Source organism: Saccharopolyspora sp. 6M, from assembly GCF_020176775.1.
In the GTDB taxonomy this organism is placed as follows: Bacteria; Actinomycetota; Actinomycetes; order Mycobacteriales; family Pseudonocardiaceae; genus Saccharopolyspora_C; species Saccharopolyspora_C gregorii.
The window spans coordinates 23823-41066 of record NZ_JAIUJZ010000104.1; the positions used below are offsets into that span (position 1 = coordinate 23823).

Consider the following 17244-nt stretch of genomic DNA (forward strand, 5'->3'; position numbering starts at 1 on the left):
GTCGTGCGGCACCGCCTGCACCGAGATCTCCTCGACCACTCGCGAGGTCTGCCGAGGCGCCGTTCACCGCTGCGAACCAGCCGGATGGACGCCCGCGGCCGACCTATCACCGAGCCACCGTCCCGACCACCCACGGCCGGCCCGCACGGCCGCGGACGAACGCATGGGGGAGGTCTTCGTTGCCCGGCAAGAGCATTGAGCAGACCATCGCCGACGCGCAGGCTCCGCACACGTGGATGCCGCGCACCCTCGGCCCGCTCCCGCTCACCATGATGGGCATCGGGGTGACCGTGGGAAGCGGCTTGTTCGTGCTCACCGGGACAGCGGCGGCCGATTACGCCGGACCCGCGATCACGGTCTCGTTCGTGATCGGTGCCGCGGTGGCGTTGCTGGTCGCGGTCTCCTACGCCGAGTTCGCGGGCAGCGTCCCGGTGGCCGGCAGCGCCTACACCTACGCGGCCGCGGCGCTCGGCGAGTTCTGCGCATGGGTGATCGGCTGGGACCTGATGCTGGAGATGACCGTCGGCGCAGCCGCCGTCTCGGTCGGGTGGTCCGGCTACCTGGAAGACCTGCTCGGCGTGCTGGGCATCCGGTTTCCCGCCACCCTGAGCGGCCCGGACGCGGTGCTCAACGTGCCCGCGATGTCGCTGGTCCTCGCACTCACCGTGGTGCTCGTCCTCGGCATCCGGCTCACCGCTCGGGTCACGACGGTGATGACCGCCGTCAAGGTGCTGGCCGCGATCGCGTTCGTACTCGTGGGTGCACGCCACGTCGATCCCGCCAACTGGTCGCCGTTCGTGCCCGCTCCCCGGGCCTCGCCGACGGGTGGCGCGTGGGAGACCCCGTTGATCAGCATTTTCGATGCGCAAGCGACCCGGTACGGCCCGGTGGGAGTGCTCACCGGCGGTGCCATCGTCTTCGGCGCCTACACCGGGTTCGACATCATCGCCTCCTCGGCGGAGGAGACCCGGCAGCCGCAGCGGACGGTGCCGCTGGCCATCGCCGGAACCCTGCTGGTGTGCTCGACGCTCTACGTCTCGGTGTCACTGGTGCTCACCGGCATGGTCCGCTACGACCGGATCGACCCCGCGGCGCCGGTCACCGGCGCGTTGCGGATGGTCGGTGCGACGTGGACGGCCCTGGGAGTCGCGACGGGAGCAGTGGTGGGGCTCGCTGCGGTCGTGCTCGTCATGATGATGGGGCAGGCACGGGTGTTCCTCGCGATGAGCCGGGACGGCCTGCTGCCGCGCTGGTTCGCGGCGGTGCATCCGAAGCGGCGCACACCGCAGCGGATCACCGTCGTCCTCGGCGCGGGGGTGGCCCTGGTAGCCGGGACCACACCGATCACCGAGCTCGCCGAACTGTCGAACATCGGCACGCTGGCGGCTTTTGCGATCGTGTCCGGCGGAGTGCTGCGGCTCCGCGTCACCCGGCCGGACCTCACGCGCGCGTTCCGGGTGCCCCTCGTGCCGTGGCTCCCCGTCCTGGCCATCCTCGCGTGCGTGGTATTGGCGCTGCACTACCCGCTGGTGACCTGGGCCCGTTTCTTGATGTGGATGGTGTTGGGCCTGCTGATCCGCTTCTCGGTCGCGCGCCACCGCCCCACCACCGGACCGGGCAGCTGATCCGCCCGCCCCGCGCCTGGTCGGCCACGAGGCCCACGTCAGACGACGTCGCCCTCCGACTCGTGGTCGTGCTCGTGCGGCGGTTGCGCGGCACCGAACTTCCGCAGCAACGCCTGCGCGTCCCACGCGGTGACCGGCTCGCCGTAGCGGGGGCCGACCGCGAAGTCGCAGCCCGCGTCCACCCAGTGCCGTTCCTGCTGCTCGTCGGCGACCTCGCCGGTGCAGATCTTGACACCGCTGTCGTGCATCAGCGGGGCCAGCTGCCGCACCGCGCGCACCGCCGGGTCGTCCGGGTCCACGCACCCGTGCACCAGGTCGACCAGCTCTTCCGCCAGCCGCACCCCGTCCACCGGGATCCGCCGCAGCGCCCGCAGTTCCGGTGCCGAACCGGCGAAGCTGTGCAGCAGCACGCGCGCCCCCAGCCCCCGCAGCAGCCGCAGGTTCTCCAGCAGTTCCTCGGAAGCCTCCATCACCACCCGGGTCGGCACGGCCAGGTGCATCCAGCTCGGGTCCAGATCGCCGTCTTCGAGCACCGACCGCACCAGCGCCACCAGGTCCGGGTCCCGCACCTGGTTCTCGCTCAGCTCCACCAGGAAGCAGGTCCGGTAACCGGAGCGGTGCCACAGCCCGACCTGGCCCCACGCTTCGCGCAGCAGCCAGTCCCGCAACGACAGCGTCACCCCGGAGCGCTCCGCGAGCTGGAGGCATTCCCGGTGGCCCAGCGCCCCGTGGTCCGGCGGGTCCCACCGCAGCTGCGCCTCCACCGAGATCAGCGCGCCCGTGTCCAGGGCCATCACCGGCCGGTAGCAGACCTGGAACTCGCCGAGCTCCAGCGCGCCCGGCATGATCGCCGCCAGCTGCGCCTCGGTGCGCTCGTCCGGTGCGATGTCCGGGTCGAACAGCGCCCACTGCCGGGCGCCGGCGATCTCCGCGCGGCGCAGCGCCACGTCCGCAGCCCACATCATGTTCGCCGGATCCGCTTCGGCGACGCGGCGGCGCACCACGCCGATGCTGGCGGAGGTGGCGATGCCGTGCCTGCCGATGTAGATCGGTTCGGACAGCTCCTCGTTGATCAGCGCCGCGAACTCGGGGATCGCCGGGGTGTGCGGCGATTCGCTGATGAGGATGGCGAATTCGGTGCCGCCGAAGCGGGCGACCAGCGCTTCCTCGTTCTCCACCAGCTGCTCCAGCCGGTGCGCGACGGCGCGGATCACCTTGTCGCCGGTCTCGTAGCCGAGCCCGTCGTTGATCAGCTCGAACCCGTCGAGACCCAGGTGGTAGAGGGTGAGCATCCCGTCCGGCGGGAAGTTGCCCTGCGCGGCTTCGAGCCTGGTGCGGAAGTACTGCCGGTTCGCGAGCCCGGTCATCGCGTCGTGCAGCGCCTGGTACTGGATGCGTTCCTGCAGCAGGTACAGGTCGCTGATGTCCTCGACCATCGTGACGATGTGCCGCGGTTCGCCTTCGGCGCCGCGCAGCAGCGACACGGCCAGGTAGGTCCAGGCCTGCTCGCCGTCGGCGCGCAGCAGCCTGCGGCGTTCCCGCAGCCGCTGCCCCGGGCCGCCTTCGGCGAGTTCGGCGTAGGCCGCGTTGAGGTAGGCGGCCTCCTCCGGGTGGAACAGGTCGTGGATGCTCATCTCCAGCAGGTCCGCTTCGCGGTGCCGGAGGATGTCGGCGAGCGCCGGGTTGACCTCGGTGAACCGGCCCTTGAGGTCGCAGATCGCGACGCCGATGGGCGTGCTGGTGAACACCTCGCGGAACCGGGCGTCGCTGGCGCGGCGTTCCCGGTCGGCGCGCAGCAGCAGCTGCGCGGTGGTGCGCTGCTGGACCTCAGCGCGTTCCCGGTCCGCCGCGGAATAGCCGGCGGCGATCGAGGTGAGCAGTTCCAGCAGGTGCCCGACGGCGCCGACCCCGGATTCGCCGACGACGGTGTCGCGGATCAGCTCCAGCGTGCACTGGAGGCTGCCGGGGCCGGTGGCGCGCAGCTCCACGAGCCGTTCCCCGACGATCCGGCCGGATTCGGCGGCTCGCGACGGGTCCTGCAACGCTTCGGCCAGTTCGTCGGCGAGCTCGGCCAGCGCGTGCTTGAGTTCCACGTCGGACACCTCGACGAGGTCCGGGGAGCACGCGGCGAGCCGTTCGGCCCACCGCAGGACCAGCGTCGCGCGCCAGCCACCGCGTTCCGGCTGCGCCCCGGCCCCAGCATCCGGGTCGAGGGGGTCACCCATGCTCAGTTCACCTGTCCGTCGACCGCACCGGCGGACCACGCGCCGGGCAGGGCGAGACGCCCGGTCGCCAGGAAGCGGGCGTCCCGCGCGGAGGCCTTCCGGCCCCCAGGCTCGTCGCACCACGCCGGTCCCCGAACGTCTCCCCGTGTTCGCCAGACTACTGGGTGATGTCCAGTACGCGGAGCACCGTCCACGGGCCTCCTCCGTCCACCGCCGTTGCCACGAAAGTGATCATCATCCCCCGGACGGCGGCGCGATGATCACCGGGCCTGCTCGGCGGCGGTGCCCTCGGCCACGAGCGCGTCGAGCTCGGCCACGTCCTCGTCCGACAAGTCCACCCGATCGGCCGAAACGTTGACCTCCAGGTGCTCGATCGAGGAGGTCCCGGGGATCGCCAGCACGTTCGGGGACCGGCGCAGCAACCAGGCCAGCGACACCTGCGCGGGCCGGGCTCCGCGCCGCTGCGCGATCGACCGCACCACCTGGTCGTCGCGCACCCCGCTGTCGGCGACGAACCCGGAGCCGAGCGGGAAGAACGGCACGAACGCCACGCCGAGCCGCGCGGTGCGCTCCAGCAGGTCGGCGCTGCCGCGGTCCAGCAGGTTGTAGGCGTTCTGCACCGCGGCGATCGAGGTCAACCGCTGGGCCTGCTCGAACTGCTCGGCGGTCACGTGGGACAGCCCGATGCCGCGCACGAGGCCCTGGTCGCGGAGTTCCACGAGGGCGCCGAGCTGGTCGGCGAGCTCGATCCCCGGCCGGTCGGCGACGTGGCGCAGGTAGACGAGGTCGAGGACGTCCCGCCCCAGCCGGCGCAGGTTGTCGTGCACCTGGGACTTCAACGCGTCCGGGTGCGACAGCGGCAGCCAGGCTCCTTCGCGGTCCCGGTAGGCCCCGATCTTGGTGGCCAGCAGCAGGTCGTCCGGGTACGGCCGCAGCGCTTTCGCGATCAGCTCGTTGACCGTCCACGGGCCGTAGAAGTCGGCGGTGTCGATGTGGTCCACCCCGAGCTCCACCGCGCGGCGCAGCACCGCTTCCGCGCGGGCCGGGTCGGTGGGCGGGCCGAGCACGCCCGGCCCGGCGAGCTGCATCGCGCCGTACCCGATGCGGTGGACCGGGCGGACGTCGGGGATCTCGAAGGTCGTCACCCGGCGATGCTGCGCCACGGAACCGGTCCGGCACAAGGCCACTGTGGACGGCGCGACCCCGTTCGGGCCCGTCAGAGCTGCGGGATGAGCAGCAGCCAGCGGCCACCGAGCACGAGCGCCGCACCGCCGAGCAGGAACCAGACGCCCAGCCAGAGCCCGGCGGGGGTCCGGGTGAGCCGGGCGAGCTGGTCGGCGTCCGAGCTGGGCGCCCGCCCCCTGGTGCGCTTGCCGCGCAGCTCCGCGATGGGCCGCAGCCCGCCGAACAGCAGGAACCAGCTGAACAGCACGCAGCACGCGGCCTGCCACTGCGGGGTGGCGAACCAGGACACCGCGAACAGCGCGCCGCCGGTGACGACGATGGACAGCACCCCGTAGGCGTTGCGGATGGCCAGCAGCATCAGCGCCAGCAGCGCCACGGCCGCCCACAGCGCGACCCGCTCCTGGTCGAACGACACCAGCGCGGCCCCGCCGAGCCCGAGCAGGGACACCGCCGGGTAGCCCGCGAACAGGGTGAACACCATGCCGGGCCCGGTGGGACGCCCGGTGGAGAGGGTGAGCCCGGAGGTGTCGGAGTGCAGCCGGATGCCGTTGAGCTTGCGGCCGCTGAGCAGCGCGACCACGGCGTGCCCGCCTTCGTGCGCGATGGTCACCACGTTGCGCAGCAGCCGCCAGCTGCCGCGGTTGAGCACGAGGCCGAGGGCGACCAGGCCCAGCAGCAGGGTCAGCGCCGACCCGGAGTCGAGCAGCTCGTCGCTCCACGACCTGACTAATTCGTCCACAGCAGACACACCTGGCTCGTCGGGTTCGTTCGGGCGACGCCGATCGTACGCAGCGCCCGCGCACCGCCCCCCGAACCCGCCACCTCCCGCTCAGCGGACCGCGCTCGTTCTCCCGTCAGCGGCGAAGCCGCTGGGCGAACCACGCACGCAACCGGACCACCCGCGGGTTCTCAGCGGTTCCGCCACCCGACCACCGAGCAGGAGGAGCCGGTCAATCGAAGAAGGCGGGCACGTCCAGTGCTCCGCCGGCCTGCTCGAACTCGGCGTGCACGGCGGCGCGCAGCCGTTCGTCGGCCAGGTAGTCGAGGGCGGTGAGGGCGAGGCCGGTCGCGCCGTCCAGCACGGCCCGGTCCCCGGCCTCGGACCGGGCGGCGGTGGCGAATCCGGCGGTGTGCAGCGACAGCCCGGCGTCGTCGAGCCCGATCATCGGGTGGATGGCGGGCATCCGGTAGCTGAGGTTGCCGAGGTCGGTGGAGCCGGTGAGGTACTCGGGCACCACGCCGCGGGGCAGCGAGGTGCGGCCACGCCTGGCCTGGTGCTCGGCCCAGCGGGCGGCGAGCGCGTCGTTGTACCGGATCGGCAGGTACGGGTACTGCCGGTCCCAGACGAGTTCCACGCCGCAGCCGGTCATCTCGGCGGCACCGCGCGCGATCCGGTCGATGCGGTCGGCGAGGTCGCGCAGCGAGTCGGGGTCGGCGGAGCGCACGTAGAACTGGGCGGCGGCGCGCTCCGGCACCACGTTGGGCCGCTGCCCGCCGTCGGTGATGATGCCGTGCACCCGGTCGCCGGAGGGCATGTGCTGGCGCAGCGCCGCCACGCCCTGGTAGGTCGCCACCACCGCGTCGAGCGCGTTGCGGCCCATGAACGGCTGCGCCGAGGCGTGCGCGGCGATGCCGTGGAAGGTCACGTCGACCTGGCGGCGGCCGAGGAACGGGTGGGTGGCCACGTCGTGCGAGAACGGGTGCAGCATCACCACCGCGTCCACGTCGTCGAAGATCCCGGCGCGGGCCAGGATCTCCTTGCCGCCGCCGCCTTCCTCGGCGGGCGTGCCGACGAGGCTGAGCCTGCCGCCGACCGCGCCGAACGCGGTGGCGGCGCCGAGGAACCCGCCGACGCCGGCCGAGCAGATGATGTTGTGCCCGCAGGCGTGCCCGATCTCGGGCAGCGCGTCGTACTCGGCGAGCACCGCCACGTGCGGGCCGCCGCTGCCGGTGCTCGCCAGCAGCGCGGTCGGCAGCTCGCCCACCCCGACCCGCGCGTCGAAGCCCTGCGCGCGCAGCTGTTCGGCGACGGCCTCGACCGAGCGGTGCTCGGCGAAGCCCTCCTCCGGGTGCTCGTGCAGGTCGTGGCTGAGTCCCAGCAGGTCCGCGGCGTGCTCGTCGAGCCACCGCTCGGCCCGGTCGCGCACCGCGGCGGACGCGCCGTCGTGCTCGGAGCGGATCGGTGCCGCGGTGGCCACGGCCCGCTCGGTCGCCGCGGCAACGGACTTCAGGTACGAGTCGTCGGGAGTGGTGGGTTGCGTCATTCCCGCACTGTAGGTCGCCCGGGGGACGTCCCGGTGCCCTCGGTGCCGTCGAGCTGCCGGTGCGCCAGCAGCGTGCCGCCGCCGACGGCGGCGGGAATGATCACGAGTTGCAGCACCGGCACCAGGCACAGCAGGTAGGTCGGCAGCCCGAAGCCGAGCGTGCTCGCCTTGTTCGCCGCCAGCGAGCGGTGCCGGTCCCGCACGGTGAGGCCGCGGCGCGCGAACACCAGGCCGACCATCTCCAGCGCCACCACCCAGGCGCCGAACACGGCTCCCAGCACCGGCACCACCGTCTGCCCGAGCACCGGTACGAAGCCCAGCGCGAACAGCACGACCGCGCCGGCCAGCGCCACCAGCACCAGCTTCACCGCGTCCCGCACCCCGCGGCCGAGCTGCCGGGCGAACCCGGCGCCGTCGTCGGCGGTGTCGAGCCCGAGCCGCTGTTCGGCCTGTTCGGCGATGTGCTCGTAGAACGGTCCGCCGATCAGCAGGGTCAGCGCGATGAACGAGATCGAGCCGAGCAGCGCGGCCGCACCGACCAGGGCCACGCCCAGCACCACCCGGAACGCCTGGCGCAGCCAGTCGGTCCAGCCGTCGGCGAACGGGGTCAGCGCGGTCACCAGGTCCGAGCTGAAGTACAGCAGCGCGCCGAGCGATCCGAGCAGCAGCACCGCGCTCAGCAGTGCGGGGATCGCGCCGATCAGCAGCAGCCGCGGGGACCGCACGATCAGGCCGAATCCGGTGCCCAGCGCGCGGGCTCCGGCGATGAGGTTCTTCATGCCGCTCCAGGGGAAGTGGATCTCGCCGCACGGTATCGGGCCCGGTTCCACCGCCGAGGCCCGGATCAGGACCGCACTCCCGTGATCTGGCCCACTCTCCCGCAACGCGAGCCGCGGCGGACGAGTCGCAGCGTGCACGACCCCGCGTTCTCGAACGCGGCGCCGGAAAGGGGAACTGGATCGTGCTGACACCGCAGCGGACGCTCGTGGACCGGATCTGGCACGGGCAGCCGCGCAACCGGCAGCTGCGCGGCCTGTGGCGGCTCACGAAGAAGACCATCGGCGCCAGCGCGCGGCACCGGCTGACCGGGCTGGCCGGGGAGGCGGCGTTCTTCACGCTGATCTCGATGCCACCGGTGCTGCTGGGCCTGGTCGGCACGCTCGGCTACCTGGCGGGCGTGCTCGGCGGGGAGACGATCACCGCGGTCCGGAACGCGTTGGTGTCCGGGGCGGCGACGGTGCTGTCCCCGCAGGCGATCGACGAGCTGCTGCAGCCGGTGCTGGACGAGGTGCTCAGCTCGGGGCGGGCCGGGGTGATCTCGATCGGTTTCGTGCTGGCGCTGTGGTCGGGTTCGGCGGCGCTGAACGTCTTCATCGACACGATCTCGGTGGTGTACGGCCTGGCCGGCCAGCGGAACGTGGTGCGGCAGCGGTTGATGTCGGTGCTGCTGTACACGGTGGCGCTGTTCGGCGGGATCGTGCTGCTGCCGCTGCTGGCGGTGGGCCCGTCGGTGATCGCGGACTGGTTCCCGCAGGCGTCGGTGGTGGTGTACGCGCTGTACTGGCCGGTGATCGTGATCGGGTCGATCGCCTCGCTGTGCACGTTGTACTCGTTGTCGCTGCCGCTGCGGGCGCCGTGGCTGGAGCACCTGCCGGGGGCGGCGCTGGCGCTGCTGGTGTGGCTCGGGGGCAGCCTGGCGCTGCGGATCTACCTGGACGTGACGATCGAGCACTCCCCCGTCTACGGTGCGCTGGCCGCGCCGATGGGCGTGCTGCTGTGGCTGTACGTGACGGCGTTCGCGGTGCTGCTCGGTGGCACGGTGAACGCGGAGCTGGACAGCGTGCAGCCGTCGCGGCGGACGGCCCGGTTGCGCCGGGAACTCGTCGAGGCGGAGTGATCGCGGGGCGGTCGTCCGAAGTCACACCACAGCTCGCCGCGGCTTTGTTAGGTTAGCCTCGCTTGGCTGATCCGGATGAAGGATGCGCGATGACCTCTGCTGACCGAACACACCCGCGGGTCGGGCCCTTCGGCGGGACCCGCCTGGGCAGGCGCGGTTTCCTGGCCGGTGCGACCGGCCTGCTCGCCGCGGGCCTGGCGGCCTGCGCAGGTGGTTCGCCCGCGCCGTCGGGCCAGGCGGCGGGCCAGGCGGCGGGCCCCGGTTTCCCGGTGCGGATCCCGAACAAGTTCGGCACCGCCGAGATCCCCGCGGCTCCGGGCAAGGTCGTCTCGCTGGGCATCACCGATCACGACGTGCTGCTGCCGTTGGGCGTGGTGCCGGTCGGGCTCACCGCCTGGGGCCCGTGGGAGTCCGGGGTGGGCCCGTGGGTGGAGCCGATGCTGGGGCAGGCGAAGCCGAAGCAGCTGGGCAGCGACGTGGACGTCGAAGCGGTGATCGCGCTGATGCCGGATGTGATCCTCGGCGTGCAGAGCGCGCTGACGCAGGACCAGTTCAACCGGCTGAACGCGTTCAAGCCGGTGGTGGCGCAGCCGCCGGGCACCATCGACTACGGCGTGGACTGGCGGCTGCAAGCCGAGACGATCGGCCGCGCGCTGGGCGAGGAGGACGCGGCGAACCGGCTGATCGCCGAGACCCAGGCCCGCATCGAGCAGGTCCGCGCGGACAACCCGAAGTTCGAGGGCCGCACGCACGTCACGGTGCGCACCGATTCGGCGGGCAACTACGCGGCCTACACGAAGCAGGACGCGCGGACCGCGCTGCTGGAGCAGCTGGGCTTGAAGCTCGCCCCGTCCATCGAGGGCATGGACAGCGGCGGCAAGTTCAACGTGAAGGTCAGCAAGGAGCAGGTGTCGCTGCTGGACGCCGACGTCGTCATCGTCACCACGGCGAAGCCGACGGACGTGGCGGCGGTGCGCGCGGATCCGCTGCTGAACAACCTGCCCGCGGCCAAGCGCGGCGCGCTGGTGGTGCTCGACGACTACGACCTGACGATGGCGCTGGGTTCGGCGACGGTGTCGAGCATCCCGTTCACCTTGGACAACCTGGTGCCGAAGATCGACGAGGCGCTGGCGAAGGCGTGACGGCGCGGCGCCCCGTTCGACGACGCGGCGAACGGGGCGGTCGCGCTCAGATCAGCGGCGCTGCTTCCAGCGGGACCCGGGTGGACTCCAGGAACCTGCTGACCATGTTGAAGTAGCTGCAGCACAGGATGAACTCGGTGGTGCGCCGCGTGCCGTGCTCGGCGAGCAGCGCTTCGAGCAGCCGGTCGTCCAGGCGGACGTTGCGGGTGAGGTCCTCGGCGGCGTCGATGACGAGCCGGGTGCTCTCGTCGAAGCCGCTGACCGGGCCGTCGACCCCGACGCGTTCGATCTCGTCGTCGGTGACGCCGACGAGCTTGGCGATGCGGACGTGCTGCGCCCACTCGTAGTGCGATCCGGTGATGGTCGCGATGCGCAGGATGGCGATCTCCCTGGCGCGCTTGTCGAACTCGGACTGCATGAGCAGCGAGCCGGCCAGGTCCAGGAACGGCTTGAGGCTGTTCGGCGCGTTGGCGACCATCCGGAAGATGTTGGCGTCCGGGAGTCCGCGCAGCAGCCTGCGGTTCTTGTCGGAGAGTTCGTCGTCGGCGGGCAGCGGGATGCTCACGGTGTCCTCCTGGTCGGGGTGGTGCCCGTGCCCGCTCGGACGCGACGGGTGCGGCGCGGGTGCGCCCGTGCGCGTCCGAACGGCGAGCCCTCGGCGCTCGGGGAGCGCCGGGTGGTTCACATCCGGCGGATCGGCTTGCTGCCGTCCCACTCGGCGGCGGTCTTGCGGATGAAGTCGAACACCGACCGCTTGGGGCCGCTGACGTCGGAGATCTCGACGACGGTGCCGGGGTGGAATCCGGTTTCCAGGTAGGCGAAGCGGCCTTGGGCGCCGCCGACCGCGCCTTCCTGCCCGACGGTGTAGCCGCGGGCGAGGGCGGTGTCGTAGAGCTGCTGGTACTCGGTGGTCCAGTAGCAGACGTGCTGGAGCCCTTCGTTCCCGGCGGCGAGGAAGTCCCGGTACATGGACGGGGAGTCGTCGGCGGGCTGGATCAGTTCGATCTGCAGGTCGCCGGAGTTGGCGAGCGCGAGGTCGACGCGCGCTTTGGACGGTTCGCCGCGGTAGCGGAAGTCCTCGAAGCGCAGGCCTTCGAAGTAGAACCAGGGTCCGACTTCCAGCACCTCGACCCAGTTCGCGATGGCGGTGTCGAGGTCGCGCACGACGTAGCCGTTCTGCGCGATCTCGCCGAACAACCGGCTCATGCGAGCGCGGCCGGGTCGAGCAGGCCGGGGAACTCCTTGGCGAGCTGCAGGTCCCCTTCGACCTGGAGCTTGCCGGCGAGGAAGGAGGCGACGCCGTCGGCTTCGCCGCGCAGGATCGCCAACAGGTCCTCGTCGGAGCTGGTGAGCGTGGCGTCGGGATCGTCGGCGGTGCCTTCGGTGACGCGGAGTTCGCCGTCGGCGACGGTCACGTGCACGGGGGTCGAGATGTTGAGCTGGATGGTGCCTTCGATCCCGTCGGCGGCTTCGCGGTCGAAGGCGGCGGGCAGCTTGTTGATGACGTCGAGCGTCGACATCATCCCTCCTCGGATCGTTTACCTACACCGTAGGCTTTCGGTGGTGACCTTATACCTACGCTGTAGATATCGACAAGGGTGGGGCACACTGGCCCCGTGACCACGACCGGACCGAAGGGCCGCCGCGGCAGACCGCCCCGCGGCAGCGCGACGCTGTCCCGCGAGCGCGTCGTCGAGGCGGCGCTGGCGCTCGTCGACGAGGAGGGCCTCGACCAGATCAGCATGCGCAAGATCGCCCAGCGGCTGCGCGTCGATCCGATGAGCCTCTACAACCACGTCGCCGACAAGGACGACGTGCTGGACGGCATCGCGGAGGCGCTGCTCGCCGGCATCCCCGCGCCGCCCGCCGACGGCAGCCCGCGGGAGCGGATGGAGGCGGTGGCGCGCGGTTTCCGCACCGCGATGCTGGCGCACCCGAAGGCCGCGCCGACCGTGCTGACCCGGCAGCTCGGCTCACCGGCCGGGCTGGCTCCGCTGGCGGCGGCCGTCGCGCCGCTGCTGGACGCGGGCTGCCCGCCGGAGCAGGCGGTGCACGCGCTGCGCGCCGCGCTCGGCTTCCTGGTCGGCAGCCTGCTGCGCGAGGTGAACGCGGGGCCGTCCTTCGGCACCGATCCGGCGGCGGGCGGGCAGCGCAGGCGGACCCTGGAATCCGCGGAACTGCCGTCGCTGACGGCCATCGCCCCGCACCTCGCGGTGTGCGACCACGAGGCGGAGTTCGAGTACGGCCTGGACCTCGTCCTCACCGCCGTCGAGCGGAAGCTGCCCGGGTGACCGCCCGCCCGCCGCGCCGCCCTGGGCGGGCGGACCCGTTCACCTGAGGCGGGCGCGGGGCGCGGCCTCCAGGAGAGGGCGGTCCCAGTCGCCCGCGCGCGCGGCGGCTTCGTAACTGCCGCGCAGGAAGTCGAGCAGCGTGCGGTCCGGGTCGGCCGCGGCGCGCACGTCGGCGTAGTCGAGCACGAACTCGCCGAGGTCCGCCCGGTAGGACGCCGCCTCGGGCGGCACCGGATGGCCCCGGAATCCGGCCGGTTCCGGGTAGGCGTAGGAGTAGAACAACCCTTCGCCATCACCGCCGGGCCAGAACCCGCAGCTGCTGAGCTCGTGTGAGTAGCCCTCCACCATCACCTCGTCCGGGCAGTTCGGCGCCCCGCCGGGGTGCGGCGGCGCGGGCCTGCCGGAGAACCGGGTGACGGCGAGGTCCATCGCGCCCCAGAAGTAGTGCACCGGGCTGGCCTTGCCGAGGAATTCCGCGCGGAACTCCTGGAACACGCGGTGCGCGGCGACCAGCTGGCGCCACCACAGGTGCGCGCTGGCCGGCTCGTAGGTGGCGTGCTCGGTGTCCTGCTGGAACGGGATGGCGTGGCGCACCTCGTTCGGCGCCGCGTGGATGCCGGTGTGCAGCCCGAGGTCGTCGAGCGCGCCCATCACCTCCCGGTGGAACGCGGCCACCGACTTCGGTTCGAGCCGGACGATCCGCTCGTCGTCGGCGGTGCGGATCCGCAGCACCTGCGCGCAGAAGTCGAACTCGGCGTCGAAGAGCGCTCCGCCGTGCGGGACGGCGGAGGTGGTGAGGCCGCGCGCCGAGACGTACAGCGCGGACTGCCACCAGTGGTTGACCATCGGCGCCAGCGCGAGCCGCACCTTGCCGACGACCTGCGTCCACAGGTGCAGCGTGTCCCGCGTGCCCGTCCAGTCCTCGACCCGCAGCGCGGGCCAGGTCGTGGCCTCCCGCAATCCCGTCATCGCGTCCCTCCCCCGGTCTCGCCCGTTCCCCATGCTGCGGGGCGAACGAGGTGAACGCAGCAGCCGAAGGACACCGAAATCCCAGTTCAGAACGGGACCAACGCCCCTTCCCCGCACGCCTTCCCCCGCGGTTCGCCAGGCGGTCGCGGGGGAAGGCGCGGCCGGGCGGCTCGGGGCACGGCACCGCCCGGGAGCATCCGCGCCCACCCGGGGGAGGTCGTGGACGCGGATGCGGGTGCCCCGCCGGCGCTCGCGGTCGGGGAGGCGGGAGCGGCCCGGCGGGGCTCGGCCCACCGCCGGCGGAAGGCGGGGCGGCGAACCGGATCTTCGGTCGAGCGGGGCTACCCCGCTTCGAGCACGACCGGCGGGTCGGCGCCGATCGTCACCTGGGACCGGGCCGCGAGCACCCGGGTGCAGGCCATGCACGGCATCCCGAGCAGGTCGGAGATCTGCTCGGCGTCCGCGGCGGGCAGCCGCACCCCGCAGAGCGCCGACCAGTCACCCTCCACTGTGGACATCGCGATGTGCACGACCCGCCGCGCCTCCCCCGCCGCGGCGGCCCGGTACCGGACCCGTGCCGGGAACGAGGTGGCGGGACCGATCGATCGCTGCTGTCGCGGAGGTCGCGAACCGTTATCTTGGTGCATGCATCAATCGTGAGTGCATGCGTCAGATCGCACAAGATCCACCTTCGGGTGATGGCCGGGAACGCACGTGGTCACGACTTACGATGTTCGACATGGCGAGCAGCGCAGACACCCCACGGGCTCGTGCCCTAGGCGTCGAACTGGGGAAAGCCAGACGAGCCACCGGGATGAACTCCCGGGCTCTGGCCGAGCTGGTGGGGCGCAGCAACTCGCACGTATCTCGTTGGGAGAACGGCAAACTCACCCCCAGCGAAGCCGATACCGCGACGATCCTCGCCGTTCTCGGCGTCACCGGAGCCGAGCGCGATCGCATCCTCGAACTCGCCCGCGACGCGCTCGAACCGAACTGGGTCGCGCCCGGCACCGACAAGCAGCTCGCGGCGCTGACCGAGTACGAAAGGACCTCCACGCTCATCATCAACGTGGAACCGTTGATGGTTCCGGGATTGCTCCAGACCTACGACTACGCGCGGCACATCATCGCCGAGTTCGGGGCGTCCAGCCGCAGCGAAGCGGAACAGCGCGCCCAGCAACGCATCGGCCGTCAGCACGTGCTCACCGGAAAACACCCGAAGCGGCTTCACGCGATCATCGGCGAAGCGGGCATTCGCTACCCCACCTGCCCAGCGGACGTCATGCGCGAACAACTCCACGAACTCACCCGAGCTAGCAAGCGCGACAACGTGGAGATCCAGGTCCTCCCGCTCGACCGGCCGTGCGGGCCGGCACTGAGCGGTTCCTGGGCACTGATCGAATTCGCGCAGGCCAAGCCGGTGGTGCAGCTCGAACACTTCGACACCTCCACGACCATCACGGACGTGAAGGCGGTCAAGACCTATCGCGCAGCGGTCGAGACCTTGCGCAGAACGGCGCTGAGCCCAGCCGATTCCGCGGATCTGATCGCCGCGTTGTCATGACAGGAAGAGGAAGCATGCCGAAGAACTGGCGGAAGTCGAGCTACAGCGGCGGGAACAACTGCGTCGAGATCGGGCGGATCGGCGGCCGCGCCGCGATACGCGATACGAAGGCCCGGGACTCCACTCGATTAACGACCACCGACACCCAATGGACCGCTTTCCTCACCGCGATCAAGGGCGGCCGGTTCGACGGCTGAGCGTCCGCCGCTCAGTCGAGTTCGACGTGGAGCTTGACCTTGCCGTCGTCGTCGCGGACGGCGTGGGCCCGGCCGGTGCGGCGGTCGCCGCCGATGTCGATGGTGAGCGGGCCGGGCTGCAGGAAGTTGCGCCACCAGCGCTTCTGGTCGGGCAGTTCGACGGCGATGGTGCCCCCGGACTCGGTGCGGCGGATCGCGACGACGAGCGTGAACTCCCGGCCGGACTTGCGGCCCGAGTAGGACACGACCGCCATGCTCGTGCGGCCGTTCTCGGGCCACTTCCCGCACCGCAGGACCACCGGCGCGACGACCTTGTTGACCCACCGCCCGGCGACGGACACGACACCCACGTCGGCACCCCTCCTCGTTCCACCTGCTCGAAGATCGAGCGTACGCGGATCGGGACGCTCAGGCCGATTCCCGCACCAGCGAGCGCAGCACGCCGCCGAGCGCGATGTCGTGGCGCTGCAGCACGTCGGCGCGCAGCGACACGAAGCAGCGGGTGCCCTCGAACCGGCAGCGCACCAAGCCCGCCTCCCGCAGCACCTTCATGTGGTGGCTGAGCGTCGAGGGCCCGACCTCCACCGCGAAGTCCTCCCGCTGGTGCTCGGCGCGGTCGGCGAGCACCGCGACGATCCGCAGCCGTGCCTGGTCGCCGAGCGCGGCGAAGATCCGGTCGAGCCGGACGTCCCGCAGTTCCGGGTGGTCGGGGTTGCGCGCCATGCGTCCCAGCATAGTAGTTCGAAGTTCGTCGAACTTCGATGTATGGTGACGGCACCCGGCCGGGCACGCCGCCCGGCCACCAATGCACAGGAGCACCCGTGGAATTCCTCGTCCAGGTCGACGTCGCCCGCGTCTTCGAACTGCCCGCCGCCGAACGCGAGGACGTGATCACCCGCGAGAAGGCGCGCGGCCGCGAACTGCTCGCCGACGGCGTGATCCGGCACTTCTGGACGGTCGTCGGCAAGCGGGCCAACGTCGGCGTCTGGGTCGCCGACGACGCCGAACAGCTGCACGCGATCCTATCCGCCCTGCCGATCTGGCCCTGGGCCGACATCGAGGTGACCCCGCTGATCACCCACGAGCTCGCCGCCGAAGCGGCGTAGCACTCCCCCACCCGTCGATCAAGGAAGTTCACCGCACTCGATCTCGCCAACCGGTTCACCCCGCAGCACCTCCCACCTCGCCTGACGGCTCCGGCACCCTGGAATTCGACGCGGTTCCGATGCAGGAAGGGCGAAGCGATGGGCCGACGGGACGCCGACCGGGACGGGCAGGGCACGCCGCAACCGGACAAGTGGGAGACGTGGGGGACGGACGACGACGGGAACAAGCACGAAGGTCCGGAGCGCGAGAAGTAGTCCGCGGTGGACGACAAGGCTCCGCTCCGGACCGCGCGCAGCGCATTCATCCCGCCGGTGATCTGGGACGACGACCCCGAATCGGACGGTTTCACCCCGGTCTCCCTCGACCGGGAACCCGCGCGCTGGCACGCACTGGTCGACGCCGACGAACCGGTCGTGACGCAGGTCGAGGACGGCGAACCCGGCGGCGACGCGCGGACGCCGACGAGCTCGTGCAGCAAGCCCTCGCTCGTCGCCGAGATGCTCGACGCGCTGGACCTGCGACCGGGCCTGCGCGTCCTGGAGATCGGCACCGGAACCGGGTGGAACGCCGCGCTGCTGCGCGACCGGGTGGGCCCGCACGGTCAGGTGACCTCGGTGGAGATCGACCCGGGACTCGCCGCCCGAGCCCGGGACGTGCTCGCCGCCACCGGCCACGACGTGGACGTGATCACCGGCGAGGGCGCGGCCAGGATCCGGTGCGGCGGTCGTGCAGTTCGACGTCGCGGTGCCGCTCGTCGCGGTCCTCGACGGTGAGGTGG

Annotated in this window: 20 protein-coding genes; 8 read left to right on the top strand and 12 right to left on the bottom strand. The window is 71.8% G+C overall.

What is annotated here, in order from left to right:
- The first annotated feature begins 179 nt into the window (after window positions 1-179).
- Window positions 180-1625, top strand: a complete 1446-nt coding sequence (locus tag LCD31_RS15520; protein ID WP_224958969.1) for an amino acid permease — start codon at window positions 180-182, stop codon at window positions 1623-1625.
- A gap of 38 nt (window positions 1626-1663) precedes the next feature.
- On the opposite strand, the gene LCD31_RS15525 is transcribed toward LCD31_RS15520, so the two are convergent.
- From LCD31_RS15525 to LCD31_RS15545, 5 genes are all read right to left on the bottom strand, one after another.
- Window positions 1664-3850 (bottom strand): bifunctional diguanylate cyclase/phosphodiesterase, encoded by a 2187-nt coding sequence (locus LCD31_RS15525; RefSeq protein WP_224958970.1) that lies wholly within the window; start codon window positions 3848-3850, stop codon window positions 1664-1666.
- A 260-nt stretch (window positions 3851-4110) separates the two neighbouring features.
- Window positions 4111-4995, bottom strand: a complete 885-nt coding sequence (locus LCD31_RS15530) for an oxidoreductase (protein ID WP_224958971.1) — start codon at window positions 4993-4995, stop codon at window positions 4111-4113.
- Between the two features lie 71 nt (window positions 4996-5066).
- On the bottom strand, window positions 5067-5774 hold the full coding sequence (locus LCD31_RS15535; RefSeq protein WP_224958972.1) for a M50 family metallopeptidase: 708 nt from the start codon (window positions 5772-5774) through the stop codon (window positions 5067-5069).
- 211 nt (window positions 5775-5985) lie between these two features.
- Entirely contained in the window at window positions 5986-7299 is a 1314-nt protein-coding gene (locus LCD31_RS15540; protein ID WP_224958973.1) for a M20 family metallopeptidase, read from the bottom strand.
- Window positions 7296-8078 carry an EI24 domain-containing protein gene (locus LCD31_RS15545; protein ID WP_224958974.1) on the bottom strand — a complete coding sequence of 261 codons (783 nt, stop codon included), beginning with the start codon at window positions 8076-8078 and terminating at the stop codon, window positions 7296-7298. Before LCD31_RS15545 ends, LCD31_RS15540 begins: the two co-directional genes overlap by 4 nt.
- 182 nt (window positions 8079-8260) lie before the next feature.
- Between LCD31_RS15545 and LCD31_RS15550 the strand changes: the two genes are divergently transcribed.
- The gene (locus LCD31_RS15550; RefSeq protein ID WP_224958975.1) at window positions 8261-9196 is read left to right on the top strand and encodes a YihY/virulence factor BrkB family protein; all 936 of its coding nucleotides are present in this window, start codon (window positions 8261-8263) and stop codon (window positions 9194-9196) included.
- A gap of 89 nt (window positions 9197-9285) precedes the next feature.
- Window positions 9286-10338, top strand: a complete 1053-nt coding sequence (locus LCD31_RS15555; RefSeq protein ID WP_224958976.1) for an iron-siderophore ABC transporter substrate-binding protein — start codon at window positions 9286-9288, stop codon at window positions 10336-10338.
- Window positions 10339-10384: 46 nt separating this feature from the next.
- On the opposite strand, the gene LCD31_RS15560 is transcribed toward LCD31_RS15555, so the two are convergent.
- The 3 genes from LCD31_RS15560 to LCD31_RS15570 form a co-directional block, all read right to left on the bottom strand.
- Entirely contained in the window at window positions 10385-10903 is a 519-nt protein-coding gene (locus LCD31_RS15560; RefSeq protein ID WP_224958978.1) for a carboxymuconolactone decarboxylase family protein, read from the bottom strand.
- A 116-nt stretch (window positions 10904-11019) separates the two neighbouring features.
- Window positions 11020-11544, bottom strand: coding sequence for a VOC family protein (locus LCD31_RS15565; protein ID WP_224958980.1), 525 nt, complete (start codon window positions 11542-11544; stop codon window positions 11020-11022).
- Window positions 11541-11858: an SCP2 sterol-binding domain-containing protein gene (locus tag LCD31_RS15570; protein ID WP_224958982.1), complete on the bottom strand. Its 318-nt coding sequence runs from the start codon at window positions 11856-11858 to the stop codon at window positions 11541-11543. The genes LCD31_RS15565 and LCD31_RS15570 overlap by 4 nt, the downstream gene beginning before the upstream one ends.
- Before the next feature lie 96 nt (window positions 11859-11954).
- Between LCD31_RS15570 and LCD31_RS15575 the strand changes: the two genes are divergently transcribed.
- Complete coding sequence (locus LCD31_RS15575; protein WP_224958984.1) at window positions 11955-12629, top strand: TetR/AcrR family transcriptional regulator C-terminal domain-containing protein; 675 nt, start codon at window positions 11955-11957, stop codon at window positions 12627-12629.
- A 39-nt stretch (window positions 12630-12668) separates the two neighbouring features.
- Here the strand turns inward: LCD31_RS15575 and LCD31_RS15580 are convergent, their stop codons facing one another.
- The gene (locus LCD31_RS15580) at window positions 12669-13598 is read right to left on the bottom strand and encodes a DUF5996 family protein (RefSeq protein ID WP_224958985.1); all 930 of its coding nucleotides are present in this window, start codon (window positions 13596-13598) and stop codon (window positions 12669-12671) included.
- A 341-nt stretch (window positions 13599-13939) separates the two neighbouring features.
- Window positions 13940-14245 (bottom strand): hypothetical protein, encoded by a 306-nt coding sequence (locus tag LCD31_RS15585; RefSeq protein WP_224958986.1) that lies wholly within the window; start codon window positions 14243-14245, stop codon window positions 13940-13942.
- A 92-nt stretch (window positions 14246-14337) separates the two neighbouring features.
- Between LCD31_RS15585 and LCD31_RS15590 the strand changes: the two genes are divergently transcribed.
- The gene (locus LCD31_RS15590) at window positions 14338-15162 is read left to right on the top strand and encodes a helix-turn-helix transcriptional regulator (RefSeq protein WP_224958987.1); all 825 of its coding nucleotides are present in this window, start codon (window positions 14338-14340) and stop codon (window positions 15160-15162) included.
- Window positions 15163-15176: 14 nt separating this feature from the next.
- The gene (locus tag LCD31_RS15595; protein ID WP_224958988.1) at window positions 15177-15359 is read left to right on the top strand and encodes a DUF397 domain-containing protein; all 183 of its coding nucleotides are present in this window, start codon (window positions 15177-15179) and stop codon (window positions 15357-15359) included.
- Window positions 15360-15370: 11 nt separating this feature from the next.
- Here LCD31_RS15595 and LCD31_RS15600 read toward each other — a convergent pair whose 3' ends face one another.
- Complete coding sequence (locus tag LCD31_RS15600) at window positions 15371-15709, bottom strand: hypothetical protein (RefSeq protein ID WP_224958989.1); 339 nt, start codon at window positions 15707-15709, stop codon at window positions 15371-15373.
- A gap of 58 nt (window positions 15710-15767) precedes the next feature.
- Complete coding sequence (locus tag LCD31_RS15605; protein ID WP_224958990.1) at window positions 15768-16082, bottom strand: helix-turn-helix transcriptional regulator; 315 nt, start codon at window positions 16080-16082, stop codon at window positions 15768-15770.
- A gap of 98 nt (window positions 16083-16180) precedes the next feature.
- Here LCD31_RS15605 and LCD31_RS15610 point away from each other — a divergent pair, with 98 nt between their 5' ends.
- Entirely contained in the window at window positions 16181-16465 is a 285-nt protein-coding gene (locus LCD31_RS15610; protein WP_224958991.1) for a muconolactone Delta-isomerase, read from the top strand.
- Between the two features lie 261 nt (window positions 16466-16726).
- Window positions 16727-17239: an rRNA adenine N-6-methyltransferase family protein gene (locus LCD31_RS15615; RefSeq protein WP_224958992.1), complete on the top strand. Its 513-nt coding sequence runs from the start codon at window positions 16727-16729 to the stop codon at window positions 17237-17239.
- Window positions 17240-17244: the final 5 nt, after the last annotated feature.

Coding starts and splice junctions, on each gene's coding strand:
- LCD31_RS15525 (WP_224958970.1), bottom strand. CDS start 3,850: ATGGGTGACCCCCTCGACCCGGATGCTGGGGCCGGGGCGCAGCCGGAA.
- LCD31_RS15540 (WP_224958973.1), bottom strand. CDS start 7,299: ATGACGCAACCCACCACTCCCGACGACTCGTACCTGAAGTCCGTTGCC.
- LCD31_RS15545 (WP_224958974.1), bottom strand. CDS start 8,078: ATGAAGAACCTCATCGCCGGAGCCCGCGCGCTGGGCACCGGATTCGGC.
- LCD31_RS15555 (WP_224958976.1), top strand. CDS start 9,286: ATGACCTCTGCTGACCGAACACACCCGCGGGTCGGGCCCTTCGGCGGG.
- LCD31_RS15565 (WP_224958980.1), bottom strand. CDS start 11,544: ATGAGCCGGTTGTTCGGCGAGATCGCGCAGAACGGCTACGTCGTGCGC.
- LCD31_RS15570 (WP_224958982.1), bottom strand. CDS start 11,858: ATGTCGACGCTCGACGTCATCAACAAGCTGCCCGCCGCCTTCGACCGC.
- LCD31_RS15580 (WP_224958985.1), bottom strand. CDS start 13,598: ATGACGGGATTGCGGGAGGCCACGACCTGGCCCGCGCTGCGGGTCGAG.
- LCD31_RS15585 (WP_224958986.1), bottom strand. CDS start 14,245: ATGCACCAAGATAACGGTTCGCGACCTCCGCGACAGCAGCGATCGATC.
- LCD31_RS15590 (WP_224958987.1), top strand. CDS start 14,338: ATGGCGAGCAGCGCAGACACCCCACGGGCTCGTGCCCTAGGCGTCGAA.
- LCD31_RS15595 (WP_224958988.1), top strand. CDS start 15,177: ATGCCGAAGAACTGGCGGAAGTCGAGCTACAGCGGCGGGAACAACTGC.
- LCD31_RS15605 (WP_224958990.1), bottom strand. CDS start 16,082: ATGGCGCGCAACCCCGACCACCCGGAACTGCGGGACGTCCGGCTCGAC.